18 protein-coding genes and 2 riboswitches are annotated in these 15719 nt (G+C 41.0%); of the genes, 10 read left to right on the top strand and 8 right to left on the bottom strand.

Annotated elements, in window-relative coordinates; translation table 11 throughout:
- Positions 1-40: 40 nt before the first annotated feature.
- Positions 41-655, bottom strand: coding sequence for an MMPL family transporter (locus FFM59_RS07655; RefSeq protein ID WP_225420329.1), 615 nt, complete (start codon positions 653-655; stop codon positions 41-43).
- Between the two features lie 24 nt (positions 656-679).
- On the opposite strand from FFM59_RS07655, the gene FFM59_RS10045 reads away from it, so the two are divergent.
- Positions 680-841: a hypothetical protein gene (locus tag FFM59_RS10045; protein WP_170175962.1), complete on the top strand. Its 162-nt coding sequence runs from the start codon at positions 680-682 to the stop codon at positions 839-841.
- A 255-nt stretch (positions 842-1096) separates the two neighbouring features.
- On the opposite strand, the gene rlmD is transcribed toward FFM59_RS10045, so the two are convergent.
- Complete coding sequence (rlmD, locus tag FFM59_RS07650) at positions 1097-2494, bottom strand: 23S rRNA (uracil(1939)-C(5))-methyltransferase RlmD (protein WP_137602450.1); 1398 nt, start codon at positions 2492-2494, stop codon at positions 1097-1099.
- 326 nt (positions 2495-2820) lie between these two features.
- Between rlmD and FFM59_RS07645 the strand changes: the two genes are divergently transcribed.
- The 4 genes from FFM59_RS07645 to FFM59_RS07635 all read left to right on the top strand — a co-directional run bounded on the left by FFM59_RS07645 (position 2821) and on the right by FFM59_RS07635 (position 4795).
- A complete protein-coding gene (locus FFM59_RS07645) occupies positions 2821-3201 on the top strand; it encodes a nuclear transport factor 2 family protein (RefSeq protein ID WP_137602449.1) in 381 nt (126 codons plus the stop codon).
- A 15-nt stretch (positions 3202-3216) separates the two neighbouring features.
- Entirely contained in the window at positions 3217-3492 is a 276-nt protein-coding gene (locus tag FFM59_RS10335; RefSeq protein ID WP_307722427.1) for an MBL fold metallo-hydrolase, read from the top strand.
- 30 nt (positions 3493-3522) lie between these two features.
- Entirely contained in the window at positions 3523-3900 is a 378-nt protein-coding gene (locus tag FFM59_RS10330; protein WP_307722426.1) for an MBL fold metallo-hydrolase, read from the top strand.
- Positions 3901-4387: 487 nt separating this feature from the next.
- Positions 4388-4795: a helix-turn-helix domain-containing protein gene (locus FFM59_RS07635; RefSeq protein WP_137602448.1), complete on the top strand. Its 408-nt coding sequence runs from the start codon at positions 4388-4390 to the stop codon at positions 4793-4795.
- Between the two features lie 77 nt (positions 4796-4872).
- Here the strand turns inward: FFM59_RS07635 and FFM59_RS07630 are convergent, their stop codons facing one another.
- From FFM59_RS07630 to FFM59_RS07610, 5 genes are all read right to left on the bottom strand, one after another.
- Positions 4873-5724: an aldo/keto reductase gene (locus FFM59_RS07630; protein WP_137602447.1), complete on the bottom strand. Its 852-nt coding sequence runs from the start codon at positions 5722-5724 to the stop codon at positions 4873-4875.
- 258 nt (positions 5725-5982) lie between these two features.
- Complete coding sequence (gene tenA, locus FFM59_RS07625; protein WP_137602446.1) at positions 5983-6648, bottom strand: thiaminase II; 666 nt, start codon at positions 6646-6648, stop codon at positions 5983-5985.
- A gap of 164 nt (positions 6649-6812) precedes the next feature.
- A riboswitch (TPP riboswitch) is annotated at positions 6813-6903 on the bottom strand.
- Positions 6904-6944: 41 nt separating this feature from the next.
- Entirely contained in the window at positions 6945-8228 is a 1284-nt protein-coding gene (locus tag FFM59_RS07620; protein ID WP_170175961.1) for an FAD-binding oxidoreductase, read from the bottom strand.
- Complete coding sequence (locus tag FFM59_RS07615; RefSeq protein WP_137602444.1) at positions 8212-8997, bottom strand: FAD:protein FMN transferase; 786 nt, start codon at positions 8995-8997, stop codon at positions 8212-8214. The genes FFM59_RS07620 and FFM59_RS07615 overlap by 17 nt, the downstream gene beginning before the upstream one ends.
- 2 nt (positions 8998-8999) lie before the next feature.
- Complete coding sequence (locus FFM59_RS07610) at positions 9000-9449, bottom strand: FMN-binding protein (protein WP_137602443.1); 450 nt, start codon at positions 9447-9449, stop codon at positions 9000-9002.
- Positions 9450-9628: 179 nt separating this feature from the next.
- On the opposite strand from FFM59_RS07610, the gene FFM59_RS07605 reads away from it, so the two are divergent.
- Together FFM59_RS07605 and FFM59_RS07600 are read left to right on the top strand one after the other, a co-directional pair.
- Positions 9629-10270, top strand: coding sequence for an ABC transporter ATP-binding protein (locus tag FFM59_RS07605; RefSeq protein ID WP_137602442.1), 642 nt, complete (start codon positions 9629-9631; stop codon positions 10268-10270).
- Positions 10267-11022, top strand: a complete 756-nt coding sequence (locus FFM59_RS07600) for an ABC transporter permease (protein ID WP_137602441.1) — start codon at positions 10267-10269, stop codon at positions 11020-11022. The genes FFM59_RS07605 and FFM59_RS07600 overlap by 4 nt, the downstream gene beginning before the upstream one ends.
- 73 nt (positions 11023-11095) lie before the next feature.
- Here the strand turns inward: FFM59_RS07600 and FFM59_RS07595 are convergent, their stop codons facing one another.
- Positions 11096-12790 (bottom strand): phosphoenolpyruvate carboxykinase (ATP), encoded by a 1695-nt coding sequence (locus tag FFM59_RS07595; protein ID WP_137602440.1) that lies wholly within the window; start codon positions 12788-12790, stop codon positions 11096-11098.
- Between the two features lie 243 nt (positions 12791-13033).
- Positions 13034-13139: riboswitch (TPP riboswitch) on the top strand.
- Between the two features lie 140 nt (positions 13140-13279).
- On the opposite strand from FFM59_RS07595, the gene thiM reads away from it, so the two are divergent.
- The 3 genes from thiM to thiE all read left to right on the top strand — a co-directional run bounded on the left by thiM (position 13280) and on the right by thiE (position 15601).
- Positions 13280-14068 (top strand): hydroxyethylthiazole kinase, encoded by a 789-nt coding sequence (gene thiM / locus FFM59_RS07590; protein ID WP_137602439.1) that lies wholly within the window; start codon positions 13280-13282, stop codon positions 14066-14068.
- Positions 14069-14070: 2 nt separating this feature from the next.
- Positions 14071-14889, top strand: coding sequence for a bifunctional hydroxymethylpyrimidine kinase/phosphomethylpyrimidine kinase (gene thiD, locus FFM59_RS07585; RefSeq protein ID WP_371858089.1), 819 nt, complete (start codon positions 14071-14073; stop codon positions 14887-14889).
- 64 nt (positions 14890-14953) lie between these two features.
- Positions 14954-15601 carry a thiamine phosphate synthase gene (gene thiE / locus FFM59_RS07580; protein ID WP_137602452.1) on the top strand — a complete coding sequence of 216 codons (648 nt, stop codon included), beginning with the start codon at positions 14954-14956 and terminating at the stop codon, positions 15599-15601.
- The last annotated feature ends 118 nt before the right edge of the window (positions 15602-15719 follow it).

Genomic DNA, 15719 nt, shown 5'->3' with positions numbered 1-15719 from the left:
ACGTATCATTCAAAGAGTGATAGGCAAGTATGCGGTGTTCCTAGAAGCCCGGGAATTTATTCCCGGAGTAGTTCACAGCTTTTGAGTATAACAAAGCTGTAATGGCTGGCAAAATTGTTAGCGCCGAAATTAATGAGTAGAGCGTGTCTAGGACAGTAATTAGTCCAAATGAGCTAATTACGGGGAAGTTGACGAAGATTAGCGCTGCGAACCCACCAACAACGGTTAGACCAGAGGCAGTGATTGCTTGGCCAACGTTACTAACGGCTGAAACCATCGAATCTTGGACCGGTTTCCCGAGTCGCTGTTCTTCGTGGAATCGTTCCAAAATCAGAATGGTAAATTCTGTTCCAATTCCTAAGACTAAGGAACTTAAGGCAATTGTCAGTGGATTGTAAGATTCACCGAGCAAATGCAAGGTCAATGGAGATAGACCAAGCACAATCGTAATTGGGAACAGTGGCAAAATTGCCAATCTAATCTTATGGTAGAGCAATAACAAGACAACGGCGATGATGGCTAATCCGAGGACAATAATCAGGCCATGGTTGGCAGTCATATTAGAAACTCCGGTAATCATCATATTTTGTGTCCCCGCAGATGAAATATTTAAGTGCGTATCATCATGCTTGAGATCCTTGTTGATATTCTTCATTATACATTTACAATCCGCAACGCAATGGATGGTGGCAATCCAATCCATGCAGAACTGGCCTTTCGAGCGATTGTTGGAATAATGGAAGGTTGGATGAGTAATTTAAGTACTATTTCTGCCAAAGAAGTGAAAGAATTCATTAACCATTTGGTTGTGATTACAGAAAATGGCAATTTTGATTGTTAAAAACACGAGGTAACAAAACAGCATCTTCCTATTAAGGGGGATGCTGTTTTGGTATAACGTCTTTTGAAATGTGCTTCACCTGTCAACTTCGTCATTTAAAACTGACCGTGGTTGTTCTCAAACTAATTAAATCGGCTTCTCAAAGCAACTTCGTCACTTAACTAAAAATAATGCAAACCGATTAAAGTGCAAATCGATTCACATTATTTCTTGTTAAATGCTCCGAAGCTAATCGCTTTGAGAAACACTCTAATCTTAGTTTCTCACCAATTTAACGACTACTTCACACTTAGGAGTTTGAGGCATCATATCAACTGGTTGCATGTATTCAACGTTATAGCGTTCAGTAAGTGTTACTAAGTCGCGAGCAAGGGTTGATGGGTTACATGAGACGTAGACAAATTTTTCAGGATCAGCGAGTAAAATTTGTTCCATTAATTTTTCATCAAGACCGGCACGGGGAGGATCCACAACCATCGCGTCGACTTGAAGGCCTTGTTCAAGCCACTTAGGCATGATTTCTTCAGCAGTTCCAACTTCGTATTGGGCGTTGTCGATACCATTTAATGCGGCGTTAAAGTTAGCATCTTTGACAGCATCTTCAATCACTTCCATACCAACAACTTGCTTGACTTTAGTCGCCAGGGATAGCCCAATTGTACCAATTCCGGCGTAGGCATCGACTAAAGTGTCGTGTTTGTTAACACGCAAGGCATGTTTAGTTTCCGCATATAAAACGTCAGTTTGTTGTGGATTTAATTGAAGGAACGCACGAGCTGACAAGCGGAATTGCAAGTCACCGATTTTTTCAGTGATGGCAGTTGATCCGGCTAAGTGAACAGTTTCGTCACCCCAAATCAATGGACCTTTTCCCTTGTTGATGTTTTGCATTACGGAAGTCACTTCAGGTAATTCTTCAGCCATACGAGCTAATAAGTCACGTTTTTTAGGCAATTTAGGTGAGTTCGTGATGAAAGTTACCTGGACGTTTCCAGTTTCGTTAGCGACCCGAACAGCGATTGTTTTGATGATGCCGGAGTTGGCTTCTTCATCGTAAACTGGGATTTCAAGGTCTTCAATCATTTGAACTAAGGCACGCATGACCTTCATAGTCGCAGGCATTTGAACGGAACATTCTTCTAAATCGACGAGATCATGGCTCCCGGGTTTAAAGAGTCCGGCGGCGACGTGACCATCAATAATACGGATTTGGAATTGGGCCTTGTTACGGTATTCGTAAGGATTTTCCATGCCGAGAGTGGCACGGATTTGGTATTTGTTATAACCACGTGGCTTAAATTTTTCAAGTGATTGCATGACGAGGTCACGTTTGAATTTTAATTGTTGTGGGTAAGATAGGTGCTCAAGTTCAAAACCACCAACTTCTTCAGCGTAACTGTCCCGAGTAGGAACTCGGTGTTGGCTTTCGCGACGCATGGTGTGAATCTTGGCACGAATATAGCGGTCAGTCACTTCAGTAGCTTCAGCGGTGACTAATTCTTCGGGTAAAGCGTTGGGGATAAAGACAATCTTGTGTTTATAATAGCCAATCCCTTCGCCATTAATTCCGATTTGTTTGATAGTTAATGGAAATCTTGTTCCAACTTCCATGTTAACTGCATTACTTTTGGTGCGATCATTATATGTTTTCATTTTTTCTTCCTATTCGTTCTACAAAGGCGTTTTTACATTTAGCTCTTTTTGAGCCAACAGTGAGTATAACACAGAAGAAGGAAGGTGTGTAACCAGACGGGTAGATTACGAGCAATAATCAAAAAATTGACATTATCCGGGTTATGGATAGTGACAATTTGAGATTAGGTGAGTAATTTGTCTGGAGGAGCATGATTAATGGATTGGAGTTAAGTGAAAGAACTGACTTATTGAACCTGAGTAAAAAGAAGGTGTGTAACCAGATGGGTTTTTAAATTATAAATCTGCTGGCTTTTCGCATACAATTACGTCGGAGGGGGAAGCGTATGGATAGTAATGCATTTATTGAAGTTTCAGCGTTCTTAGTTAAAGCTGATGAGCTCGCAAGTCAGAGAAATTATGAACAATACTTAGATTTATTTACTCCGAACGGTACCATTATTTTGCCAGATAAATCAACGATTTCACTTGATCAAATGAATACTTTTTTACATCAAACCTGGGGAAACGAGCCCGCGGAATCAATTCATCTTACCTTAAATTCGGTTATTACATCGATAACACAAAATGAAGCTTATGCCACAACTAAGATGCTAATTATTGATCCAAGTCACAATAAAATTGTTAACATAGTGGCGGTAAATCACGAATTAATTTTAGTTGGTAAACGCTGGTATTATCATTCCCGAACAATTCAGACACTTTAGACTGGAGGATTTGCTATGAAAATTATCTATCACGGACATTCATGTGTGGAACTACAATTGCAAAATGGATTACATTTAATTTTTGATCCATTCATCACCAATAACCCACAAACGGATATTACAGTGGATTACCCCGTCGATTTTATCTTTGTTTCTCATGGACATGCCCACCACAACGGGGACATGATTACCTTGTCTAAGAAAAATAAAGCTCCTATTATTGCGGTACCGGAATTAACTTATTATGCCGAAAAGGAAAGTGCCATCACTTATCCAATCAATCTGGGTTGAAGTGCTAACCTTCCATTTGGGTTTGTTAAAATGATGCACGCTCAACATTCTTCGAGTATCATCATCGATGGAAAACTTGAGTATGCGGGGGATGCGGCAGGATTTTTAATTAAAGCGGATAATAAAACTATCTTTTTTGCTGGAGATACCTCTAATTTTGGTGATATGGCCATTTTCGGTAAGGCATTTGATATTGATGTGGCCTTTCTACCCATCGGTGGTCGCTTCACAATGGGGCCAGCGGAAGCAGCGATTTGTGCCACACGTCTCAACGCCAAATATGTTGTACCTATTCATTACAATACTTTTCCAGAGATTCAGCAAAATCCAGACGACTTGGTGACAAAATTACCACAAGGAGTCGTAAAAATTTTAACCCCAGGTCAGAATGGAACATTTGATATTTAAGTGGAGATATAGGAGGACTATACCCAAACCATTTAAAAACAAAATATCAAGTTGTTTTATCAAAATGATATAAATAATACAAAAGGACATCCCCAATTTTGGAAATGTCCTATTTTGTCATAGATAAAAGGCTAACTATACTAGTGTTAAGTTATCTAGGCTTGCCAGGAAAAGACTTTGTTTTAATGGTTTCAAGTATACCGTTAGTCATTCCTAGATTGCTAATAAATGAATATTAATGACAATCAAATCATAAAAGCCACTGCTATATCAACGTTTGTAAACGTAAATGATAACGAGCTTTTGGTAACTATGGATATTCTTTATGAACAAATTAACAATTAAAAATATTTGCTTACGAATGCTGACACTGCTCGGCTTGCAACTCCCAGTTGCGCAAATGTAAAGTGCATTATGGTTGATAAGTGCGGGCCAGAGAATCGAGCCTTTGCTATAATTAATCTATAAATTAATGGGGGTAGTTAAGATGGTAAAAGAGGGAACACAGTTTTCAAATAAATTGGTTGGATTACGTAAGGCCAAAAAGATTTCTCAGGATGAATTAGCAGAAAAATTATTTTTATCGCGACAATCAATTTCTAAATGGGAAAATGGTGACTCAGTTCCCGATATGAATAATTTGGTCATGTTGGCTCAGGTGTTGAACGTCGGATTAGATGAATTAGTTCTTGGGGTTCAACCTAAAGTTAGCAATAATAATGGGGTAAAAAAATTTTTTGAACAAGATGCAGCTGATAAAGATTGGCATGAAAATCATCGCTGGCGTGAATGGAATTATAAACCAATCAATAATGGCTGGGAATGGTTAGCAAGGTATTGGTGGGCGATATTTGGCCTTGTTGGTATGATCTGTTGGTATGCATTTGGACAATGAGTTATTGAGTTACTTTTTCATATAAATATCAAATGAGCTGCCCGATTATTATAATCAGACAGCTCATTTTTTAAATTTTAGAAATTAACTAAATCAGGATCGTCAGCTACACGTGTAGTACCATGTAGTCCATCGATGGCCTTCATGTCATCATCATCAATTGTGAAATCAAAAATGCCGGTGTTATGTTGAATACGTTCAGCATGAGTTGATTTAGGAAGTGGTAAGAAGCCGTGTTGCAATGACCAACGGAGCATTAATTGTGCAGAACTATGGCCATATTTTTCACCAAGGTCACGGAGTAATTGAACTGACAGGAGTTCACCGGTACCTAAAGGACTATAAGCTTCATTTAAAATATTGTATTGTTCATTTGCATGGGTGACTTCAGGTTGTAAGTCACAGGGATTAAGGTAGTTTTGATTAACCGCCGGTGTAATCGTGGCAGTTTTCATAAGTGAGGCTAAATGGTGTGGACGGAAGTTAGACACGCCAATCGCACGAACTTTACCCGCTTTGTAGGCTTCTTCCATTGCTTGCCAACTTTCGGCATTCATTTGTTCCCAATTGTCACGGAACTTGACGGGGTTGGGCCAATGAATTAAGTACAAATCAACGTAATCCGTTTCTAAACTTTTTAAAGAATTATCGATAGCTTTTTGAGTTGCTTCGTAGCCATGATCATCATTCCAAAGCTTTGTGGTTAAGAAAATATCATGACGATCGACGTCACTATCTTTAATTGCTTTGCCAACACTGCCTTCGTTACCGTAGGCGGTTGCAGTATCAATGTGACGGTAGCCAGCATCGAGTGCGGCCTGGACAGATTTGTACGCAATATCACCATCAGCGGATTGCCAAGTACCAAATCCAACGATCGGAATTTTTACATCATTATTCAAAGTATAAGTGTCAATAAGGCTTTGCAAGTTATAATTCCTCCAAACTTAATATGATTACCGCCTAGTTTAACACACAAATTAGTTTAACTAGTCAAAAAGGAGCGAATTTTAAGAAAAATGTAAGCGCTTGAACAGAGAAGTAAATAACAATCTATTTTACCAATTTGCCGTTTTTGGTCAAATAGAACTACATTTTGCTAGTTGTAATTTACCAAAACAGTCATTTTGGTAAAGTTGCTCTCTATTTTAGAGGCCTTAAACAACCAAAAACGAGGTTTTGTTAAATTAGCTGGCCCAATTTTCCATCGTATAAGCCATTTGCCAAAAGTTCAGTTCATAATTGCTACTCTTTAAAAAGGAATCTTTAATCAAAGCTTGTTCAGCAGAGTCGGCATTTTCGCTGAGGTGATTGACGAGTTCAATCATTTGGTCAGTGCCGGTATCAAATTCGGTGCTGGCATAGCTGTCTAACCATTCTTGATAAATTGGCACAGGGGACTTCTCGTTAATGAGACGATGGCCAATTTCACTGTATAACCAGTAACAAGGCAACAGGGCGGCTACGGCAGAAGCGGTGGTGCCATTAGTTAATTCGTAGTTCATGTGGTTCACATAACTATACGCGGTTGGGGCAATTGGTGTTTGTTGTATTTCATCTCGGGTAATGCCAATTTCTTGGAACATTGTCGAACGAATATCGGTTTCACCATCATGCATACTGGCCGCTCCAACTAACAGAATGTCTTTGTCGGCTGGATTATCAATCAAAGCGGCAATCTTTTCATGTAAATCACCAAACTGTTCTAAATAATATCGATCTTGTTTGAGATAATACCGAAATTTTTCGATAGGTAGTTGACCAGCCGCTAGTTCAGTAATGAAAGGATGTTGGTAACTTAAATTCCAAACCGGTTGGGCAATATCAAATAATTCATTGCTAATATTTGTCAAAATAAAAAGACCTCCAGAAATTGTTTTTATCTGGGGGTCTGCATCGAATTTTTGGTGGTTGAAACGTGTTCGACACAACAGCTAGTTCACCTAACTCGTAAAATTATGAGTTAAAAAACAAACTCAAAATTTTCCATTGTTAGTGCTCACTAGCTAGACGTTGTGTCTCACACTCTATAACTTCCTACGCCACCATTACGTGGATCAGGTTCGATGGGTATTTTCTCAGCCATGTTGGCACCCCAGATATTTAAGTTAAGAATAGACTGTCACAGTGGGGTTGTCAATTAAGGTAATTACCAACCAAACTCTTCATAATAAATTTGCCATCCCCGAATACTGCGTTTTTTCAAAAAGTGTTGCCAGTGTTGACCTAATGCAGCAGGCCCTGAAATGAGAGAAACGGTGTGGTCCATATCAATGGTTGTTAAATAATTTTCAAGTTGTGCATCCTTAAATCGTCCTACTTGCAGCTGACTAGAAAAATTAGGAGTGGTGTTCCAATAATCAAATTGATCTAGGTGCAAGAAATCGGTTTGCTTTTGGACGGAATAAAAAATATGAATGGGTTTCTCAAGGTTATGGTTAATAAGGGACAATAACGGCACGACACCAATGCCACCACTAATCATCACTAGTTGTGTACCCGGATGTTCATCAATGAAATTTTGAAAACGACCGTAGCCACCTAATATTTTAACTGGCGTTCCAATTGGTACTGATGCCAATGATTTCGTAAAATCACCATCCCCACGCACAATTAATTCAAGTTGACCATCAGCCAGTGGATTATTCGCTAGCGAGAAGGGATGGGGTTCCTTCATCCCCGGTAAATTCGGAAAGGCGATAAAGACAAAGTCCCCCGTTTGAAATTGCCGCCGCAACCGCGGCATCTTTACGCTTAATTGCACCACATTGTCTGCTAGCTGGTCGAGTTCTATTAACTCACCAGTTGGCTGTTGGAAATGCACTCGATAAACACTCACCAAATAACTCAGCGCCACGATTCCCGTATATGCTCCAAATAACATCATATAATTATGCATTGCCAGGATGTATGGAATTAAGATGACGTGAATAATCACCAAGGCGGTCGCCACTAAATTCAGCCGGTGCAACCAAACTGAGATTTCATGTTGGAACAACGTTTCTAACCAGTGCTTGAGGTGATTTAAAACTGGCACGCGATTAGTGAGCCAACCAGCTAAGAAGATCAGTGAATACACGCCGACCGCGATAAATAAATACAAACCCCAATCACCAGTCCATTTAATCCAGCCACTCGAAGGCAGCAAGAGCTTATGTACGAATGCTAATCCAATCGCTAAAATACTGATGATGCCGTGAACTAAATACATTGACGGTAACCCAACCAAGCGGTCCAACCACCGCGGACGCGTCGCTAAATAAATCGCGGCCAACATCCAAATATAGGCCAACGTTGCGAATTGAATCGGCATCAAGGTGTCATGGTACAAGGCGGGGAGTTCATAGTAAGTGGCCTGTAACAAGGGCAGCGGTAAGACAAAGATAATTAAAAGCCAGACTAAGCCATTACCAAATTTATAATTTTTGAGCATGGAACCACTCACCTCCTGCAAATGCTCGGACGGATAAATCGTCATAGACGACCATCCCCGACAATTGATGTAACTCAGACAAAGTTCGAAAGTCTGTCGCTGTCATACTTAGCCCAGCGGTGGCCCAAACATCTGCTGTTGTCAGCGAATCGCCAATGATGGTTAATTGGCGAAAATCATTGGCGGCTGGCCGCTCGATATGCAGTCCACGTTTGTTAAAACCAAAGGTTGCGATCGCGCCATTATTAAGGTGATAAGTGGCCAGAATCTGCTGCAAGTTGTTCGGATTTTCAATCCCGATTTCCCAATCAAATTCATCTTCATTGGTCGCTAATTGCATGTCGCCACCACCGTTGATTCCGGTGGCAATGAACCACGGATGGCCCAGTAATGGTTGTAAAAATCGCCGGTGCGCTGTTTCGATGGCCCAGCCTTTCACTAAGCCAGTCGGGTCGTAATAACCGTGATAGTAAGCATTAAATCCACCTTGAGTAAATTGTTTAGCATCCTCACTCAAAGCATAAATAGTTTGAAAAGTCGCATCCGCCGTGAGTAAATCCAATTCGTGGCGTTGAAAGCGACTGACATCTGAATCTACTTTGAAGGATGAAAATTTTTGATCAACTTGGGCTAAAAATCGGTCGACTTGTTGAGAAACCGTCGCAATTTCTGCGGTTACATCAACTTCAGATGGCGTCATAAAGGTCAACGTAAAGGGAACATTCATGTGATTTAACACGCGAGTTTGTTTGCGTAGGGTTGAATTCATCGCTAATCCTCCGCTTGATTGAGAGCATCTTGAAGCGAACCTTTGAAGCCTTTATAGGTTTCGGTGGCGCCAGACACTTGCTGGATGTGACTACTTTGGGCACTTAACGCTTCTTGCTTGTAGGTGGGCAGGACCTTAGCGTTAATCGATTCACTTTTACGCTCATCATTAGGATATTTCAGTACATCAATGGTGGTAATCTTGCCACCAACGACATTGATTTTCAGCTGTACGTCACCGTATTCAGTTTCAGTGGCCTCTCCGGTATAGGTGCCATCCTGGTATTGATTGGGCGCCGTGGTACTACTGGACGTAGCAGAATTGGTGGTCGTTTTATTTTTATTCGTCGTCGTGGTCGCTTTTGGCTGGCCAAAAAAAGTATAAAAGACGTCTAAGACAATTGCGCCAGCAATCGCCAGACTGAGTAAGCCGGCAATTATTTTTTTGTACATACGGAACCCCTCCCCAAATTTGTTGGTGTTAATGTATCACTATTTATCATAAAGGGGCGAGATAAAGCTTGTTCATTTTGTCACGATAACCATTGTTTAAATACAACACACCGCTCAATCATTTGGCACCGTCGCCAGAGTTCGATACAATTGAACCAAATGAAATGAGGAGTAGTGACATGGCAATAATTGAATTGAAACAAGTTGACTATCAGATTGACGATAAAAAAATCTTAGATTCGATTGATTTAGCGGTGGAACCCAATGATTATTTAACCATTACGGGTCCTTCCGGCAGTGGTAAAAGTACGGTGTTATTATTAATGGCGCAAATGGCGACCGCCACGGCGGGCAACCTGTATTATAATCAGACGGATATTGCAGAGCTAAATCCGGTTGAGTATCGCCGGGAAGTTTCCTATTGTGTGCAACGACCAGCCTTGTTTGGAGAAACGGTGGCCGATAATTTAAAATTCCCAGCGGAAGTGCGCGGTGTGGAATTTGACCAAACGCGGGCAGTGGATTTGTTAACTAAAGTTCAGTTGCCAGCCTCCATGATGGATGAAAAAATTATTGATATCTCCGGTGGCGAACGCCAACGTATTGGCCTCCTGCGTCATTTAATGTATGTTCCCAAAGTATTACTGCTCGATGAAATCACGACCGGACTGGATGCCGAGAATAAGGCGATTGTCTGGAATTTAATTCAAGCGGTGCACAATGAAGATCAAGTTACCATCATTTCAGTCACCCATGATCAACAAGAAATCGACAGTGCCAAAAAAATGATTCAAATTATTGAGGGGAGTATTGGCAAATGAATTTAGTCGTTAGTAACTTATCATTAACCTTAGTTACCGGTTTAGTGTTAGTCGCTTTATTTATTAGTTATCGTGAAAAGTTGGGCCTGAATAAAGATATTGTCATCGGGGTAATTCGGACTGTAATTCAACTAACGGTAGTTGGGTACGTCTTGAAGTATGTCTTTAAAATTAATAACTGGGCGCTGACGGTGTTAATGATTTTAATTATTATTGTCAATGCCGCCGACAACGCGCGCAAACGCGGCCCCGGAATTGATAATGTCTTTTTAATTTCGTTTATTGCCATTTTAACCAGTACCGTCGTCGTGGTTGGCACTTTGATTGCAACCGGTTCATTGAAAATGATTCCGGCGCAAATCATTCCGTTTTCCGGGATGGTGGCCAGTAACACGATGGTCGCGATTGGCTTATGTTACCGCAGCTTGAATACGAGTTTTCGCGATCAGCGCCAGCAGATTATTGAAAAACTTGCCTTAGGAGCAGAAATTAAGTTAGCTTCCAAATCAATTTTAGGTGAAAGTGTTCGGGCAGGCATGTCTCCAACAATTGATTCCGCGAAAACGGTCGGTTTGGTGAGTTTACCGGGAATGATGTCTGGTTTGATTATTGCCGGCGTGGACCCTGTCAAAGCCATCAAGTATCAAATCATGGTGATGTTTATGTTGTTAGCCACAACCGCGATTGGATCAGTGATTGCGTGCTACTTAGCTTATCGCAAGTTTTACAATACCCAAATGCAGTTAAAGTAACCGTTTCTTAAAAAGTTCGCACAAAAAAGAGGCACAACGCAAATTTGCGTCGTGCCTCTTTTAACATAGATTTTTATGAATCCATTAAAGTATCAAGCATTTGTTGAACTGATTGGTTCAAGCTATCTTTAGATTTATCATTACCTAGATGAGTGTAAATTTCACCGACATAAACATTGTTTTTGAATAAGACATCAAAGACACCATCGATAATCGTTTGGGTCCGCGCTTGCTCTTGAACCGGGCCAAATGGATTGGCAAAGAAGGTGGTACTCATACCAACTTCATCAGTGGTTCCTAAAGCAAAACGTTTGCCATCCGTAAAGGTCTTCTTGGCATCGCCCAATTTTTCAAAACGATGCAAGCCAATTTCAGTATCATAGTTATTGGCGTAAACCCACATATCGATATGGTGACGTTTGATAACCCGGTCATAGGTGTTCGCTGGAATAATAACTCGGGCATTTTTTTGTTCCGGATTGAGGTAAACTCCACGGTCCATGTTGTTAAAGGCCACAGCGCTACTCAAATCATCAAGCCGGACGAACGCACCAATTTCAGTTCCTTGGGCATACAAGCCTTCAGGATCATTGGGGTCGAGCGTAAAGCTACCCATGTCATCAAAAATGGTTTCCATTTCATGAATCTGTTCACCAGCAATTTCTTGCAAAGCTTCAATTGATTCAGACTTACCGGCACCAGAATCGCCAAAGAAGACCACGGTTTTAGTTTTTCCATTTGAGAACTTAATTTTGACCATCGAACCATGGATTGGCAACCGGTTTTGATAAATCATGTGGAGGTTGTGCAACGTGAGACACATTTTCTTCATGTAACCAAAGTAAGTGGTTTGGTCATTGTAAGGTACTTCACCCACCCAGATATCATTGCTTTCATCGTAATGATAGTGACTGACATCACCTTCAGTTTTGTCGACCCCAAAGAGTAAAATCAAATCAGGTTTGTGGTTAGTAATCAGTTCTTCATCAGCCAGTTCAAACAAGTTGGCTAAGGCTAAACCACTGACAAAGTAGTCTTGATTGAAGTAAATAAAGGCTAAACTTTCACCAATTTTGGCTGGGTAACAGTACCATTCGCCCGGTTTTCCATCAAAATGATCGATTGGATTGTAATCGACACTTGAAAAAGTCCCTTTCCGTTTGTTACTTGGTGTATGCATCATCATTGGTGGTCGCAGCATAATTTTATCAATAAAGTTAATTGATTTTAATTGTTCATATTCAGTGGGAATTGACCACTTGTAAGGCTTAATCATAATGGATGCGTTCGTACCGGCATTCACTTGGCGATACGTATGATTAGGGAATCCCTGGATTTTTTCTTCCACGGCCCGGTAAAGATTACGGACAAGATCGTTAAATTTATCATCAATTCCTAAAAATTCGGTGTTTAGGATTTGGTTGTGAGTGGCATTCATGACTGAGATGCGCAGGAATGAACGATAGAATGAATACAAATTTTCAACACTAGTTAAGATTTCTTTAGCATCAAATGCGTCGTAAACGGTGGCATCGTCAATTAACAGTCGTTTAATCACGGCCACGTATTCAGCACTCGTTAATTTATTGATTTTCGTTTGATGGTTAGGCGTTGATGATAAGAAACAGTCGACCACTTGTAACATTTCATCGCTGTTTAATAGAGAGAAGATGTTACTCAAATATTTTCGATTGTATTTGAGGACGGCAATCTTTCGATCAAGATTCAGATACGTAGAGCCAGTTTTAATGCTATTCACATTTTCCATTGATAATCAGTTTCCTTTCTCGTTATAACCTTTTGGGTATTGAAACAATCATAATACAAGGCGAAACACGATACAAGTGGATATTTTCACAATCTTCAAAAAGAAAAGAATGAAAGCGCTGTTAACTCTAAATCTTAATGAGTTAACCGGAAAATGAAAAAATTTTAATGTTTGGCGAGATTTTGGTCAAGCTTGTTATGTAAGCACTTTTACAGTACAATTAATTCGACAATTAAATAATCATGAAAACACTAGGGGTGTTCGTAGACGAACTGAGATTTGCTTATGCAGCAAAGGCCCTTGGAACCTGTAAGTTGGTACTTGCGTAGGAAAGTGTAAAATAAAAATATCGATGAGTGCATGCCACATGTTGATATATTTTTACCATTAATCCTAAAGTCCACTGCGGCTTTAGGATTTTTTTGTTTCAGCTCATGGTTCAAACGATTGTTGAATTATCACAACTTCGTACCAAGAAAGGAATTTATCATGCAAATTGAACTTTTAGATCAAATTCGTGCGCAAAATCCAATTGTGTTTAACATTTCTAATTTTGTAACGGTGCAAGACGTGGCCAATGGCATTAATTCAATTGGCGCTTCACCAATTATGTCCGAAGAAATCGCTGAGTCTGAAGAAATGGTCGCCATCAGTTCTGCCGTAGCACTTAATTTAGGGGCCTTTACTACCGCCCAAGTCGCGCATATCAAACGGGTCGGCCAATTGGCTAACCAATACAAAAAGCCATTGGTAATTGATCCAGTTGCCGTCGGAGCAATTAAATTTCGCTTAGATGTCGCCGAACAATTATTAACTGATTTTCAAGTTGATATTATTCGCGGAAATGCCGGTGAAATTGCCGCCTTGGCTGGGGTCGATTGGCAAGCTAAAGGTATCGATGCTGGTGAAGGTAGTGGCGATTTAGATGCCATCGCGAAAGCGTGCGCCTTAAAGCAGCATTGCGTGGTAATTTTATCCGGTCCAACGGATGTGATTAGTGATGGCAAAACGGTGGCGAAAGTCAAAAATGGAACCCCACTATTTCAATTACATGTTGGTTCTGGTGATATGCTTTCCAGTATCGTCGGCGCGTTTGCTGCCGTTAGTGACAATTATTTTGAAGCAGCCAAAGCGGCCTGTGCCGTCTTTGCAGTCGCGGGCCAACTGGTGGCAGAAGAACTTGGTGGGGAACTACCTGGCACCTTTTCAGTTAAATTAATGGATAAACTACACTTGGTGACGCGTCAACAAGTTGAAGAAAAGTTGAGGGAAGCATAATTATGGAACAATTCGTACAAGCATTATCAATTGCCGGCTCCGATAGCGGTGGTGGTGCGGGGATGCAAGCCGATTTAAAAACGATTCAAGAACGGCACGTGTTTGCGACGACCGTGTTAGTGGCGATTACGGCGCAAAATACCTTGGGCGTCAATGATGCGTTTGCGTTACCTACCAAAATAATTGATGAACAATTTGAAGCTCTTGCTGAGGATTTGGCCATTAAAGCCTGCAAAACGGGGATGTTAGCCGATGTGGAACGGGTCCGGGCGGTCGTAAAAAACTTGAAAAAGTTTGATTTCGGTCCCCTGACGGTCGATCCGGTCATGATTGCTAAAGGTGGCGCTCCGTTGTTAAGCGAAGACGCAGTCGCGGTGGTAAAAAATGAATTATTGCCATTGGCGACGATTGCCACCCCTAATTTACCTGAAGCCGAAAAATTGACGGATGTGTCGATTGAAGATGAAGCCGATATGGAAATTGCGGCCAAAAAATTACAGGCCGTCGGGGTTAAAAACGTCATGATTAAGGGCGGCCATTTTGTCGGGGATGATCAAAGTAGTGACTTTGTCTTACTTGAAGATGGTACGTCATTTTGGTTGACTGCTCCACGCGTGGATACGATTCGAACCCATGGGACGGGAGATACGCTATCTGCTTGTATCACGGCTGAACTTGCCAAGGGAAAATCTGTTGAGGATGCGATACGAATTGGGAAAAAATATGTCGATGAAACGATTCGGCACGGCATTATTGTTGGGCACGGTCATGGACCATTGAATCACTGGGCAGGCCGCAATAGTGATGAAAGTAACCGGTAGGCGTGAAGCGGGATTATCAACTAACGTGATGAGCTGGAGATCAACTCAGGAAAAGGAAAAATTAATGAAATTTAAACCAGAAATGCTCCGCGTTTATTTAATTGCGGGCACACAAGATGTTAATCACGATATTGATGATTACTTGCGACGTGTGGAGAAAGCATTAATCGCCGGAGTAACGGCCTTTCAATTTCGTGAAAAAGGTAGTTCACAGTTAACGGCGGACGAACGTCTGACACTGGCACAGCAATGCCGTGAACTGACGACGAAGTATGATGTACCGCTGATTATTGATGATGATTATGAATTAGCCATTAAAGTCCATGCCGATGGGGTCCATGTTGGTCAAAAAGATCAACGAGTGGAACAAGTGATTGCGGCCGTTGGGGATGATATGTTTGTGGGATATTCATGTAATATTAAAGCGCAAATTGATCATGCTAATCAATTGCAAAAAATTGCCTATTTAGGAAGCGGACCAGTGTTCCCAACTGGCTCCAAAGATGATGCGGACCCAGTGATGGGATTTGAAAAATTGAAAGAATTAGTGGAATATAGCAATTTTCCAATCGTGGCCGTCGGTGGAATCACCCCTGATAATGCTAAAGACACAGTTGATAAAACTGGTGTGGCGGGAATTTCCGGCATTTCAATGATTATGCAAAGCACGGATGTGGAACAGACGGTTAAAGACTTATTATCGATATATTAATGATGACAACTCGCATTAAAACTAAAAGTATCTGCGGATACTTTTTGGAACGGAGCAAGGAAACACGTTCTTTCAAGGACGTGATGGATTGCTCTTTTTTATTGCCCGAAGGGCTATT

This window comes from Paucilactobacillus nenjiangensis (assembly GCF_005405445.1).
GTDB classification, from domain to species: domain Bacteria; phylum Bacillota; class Bacilli; order Lactobacillales; family Lactobacillaceae; genus Paucilactobacillus; species Paucilactobacillus nenjiangensis.
The sequence above is the reverse complement of the archived record's forward strand: the minus strand, read 5'-3'. Positions and strand labels throughout refer to the sequence as shown.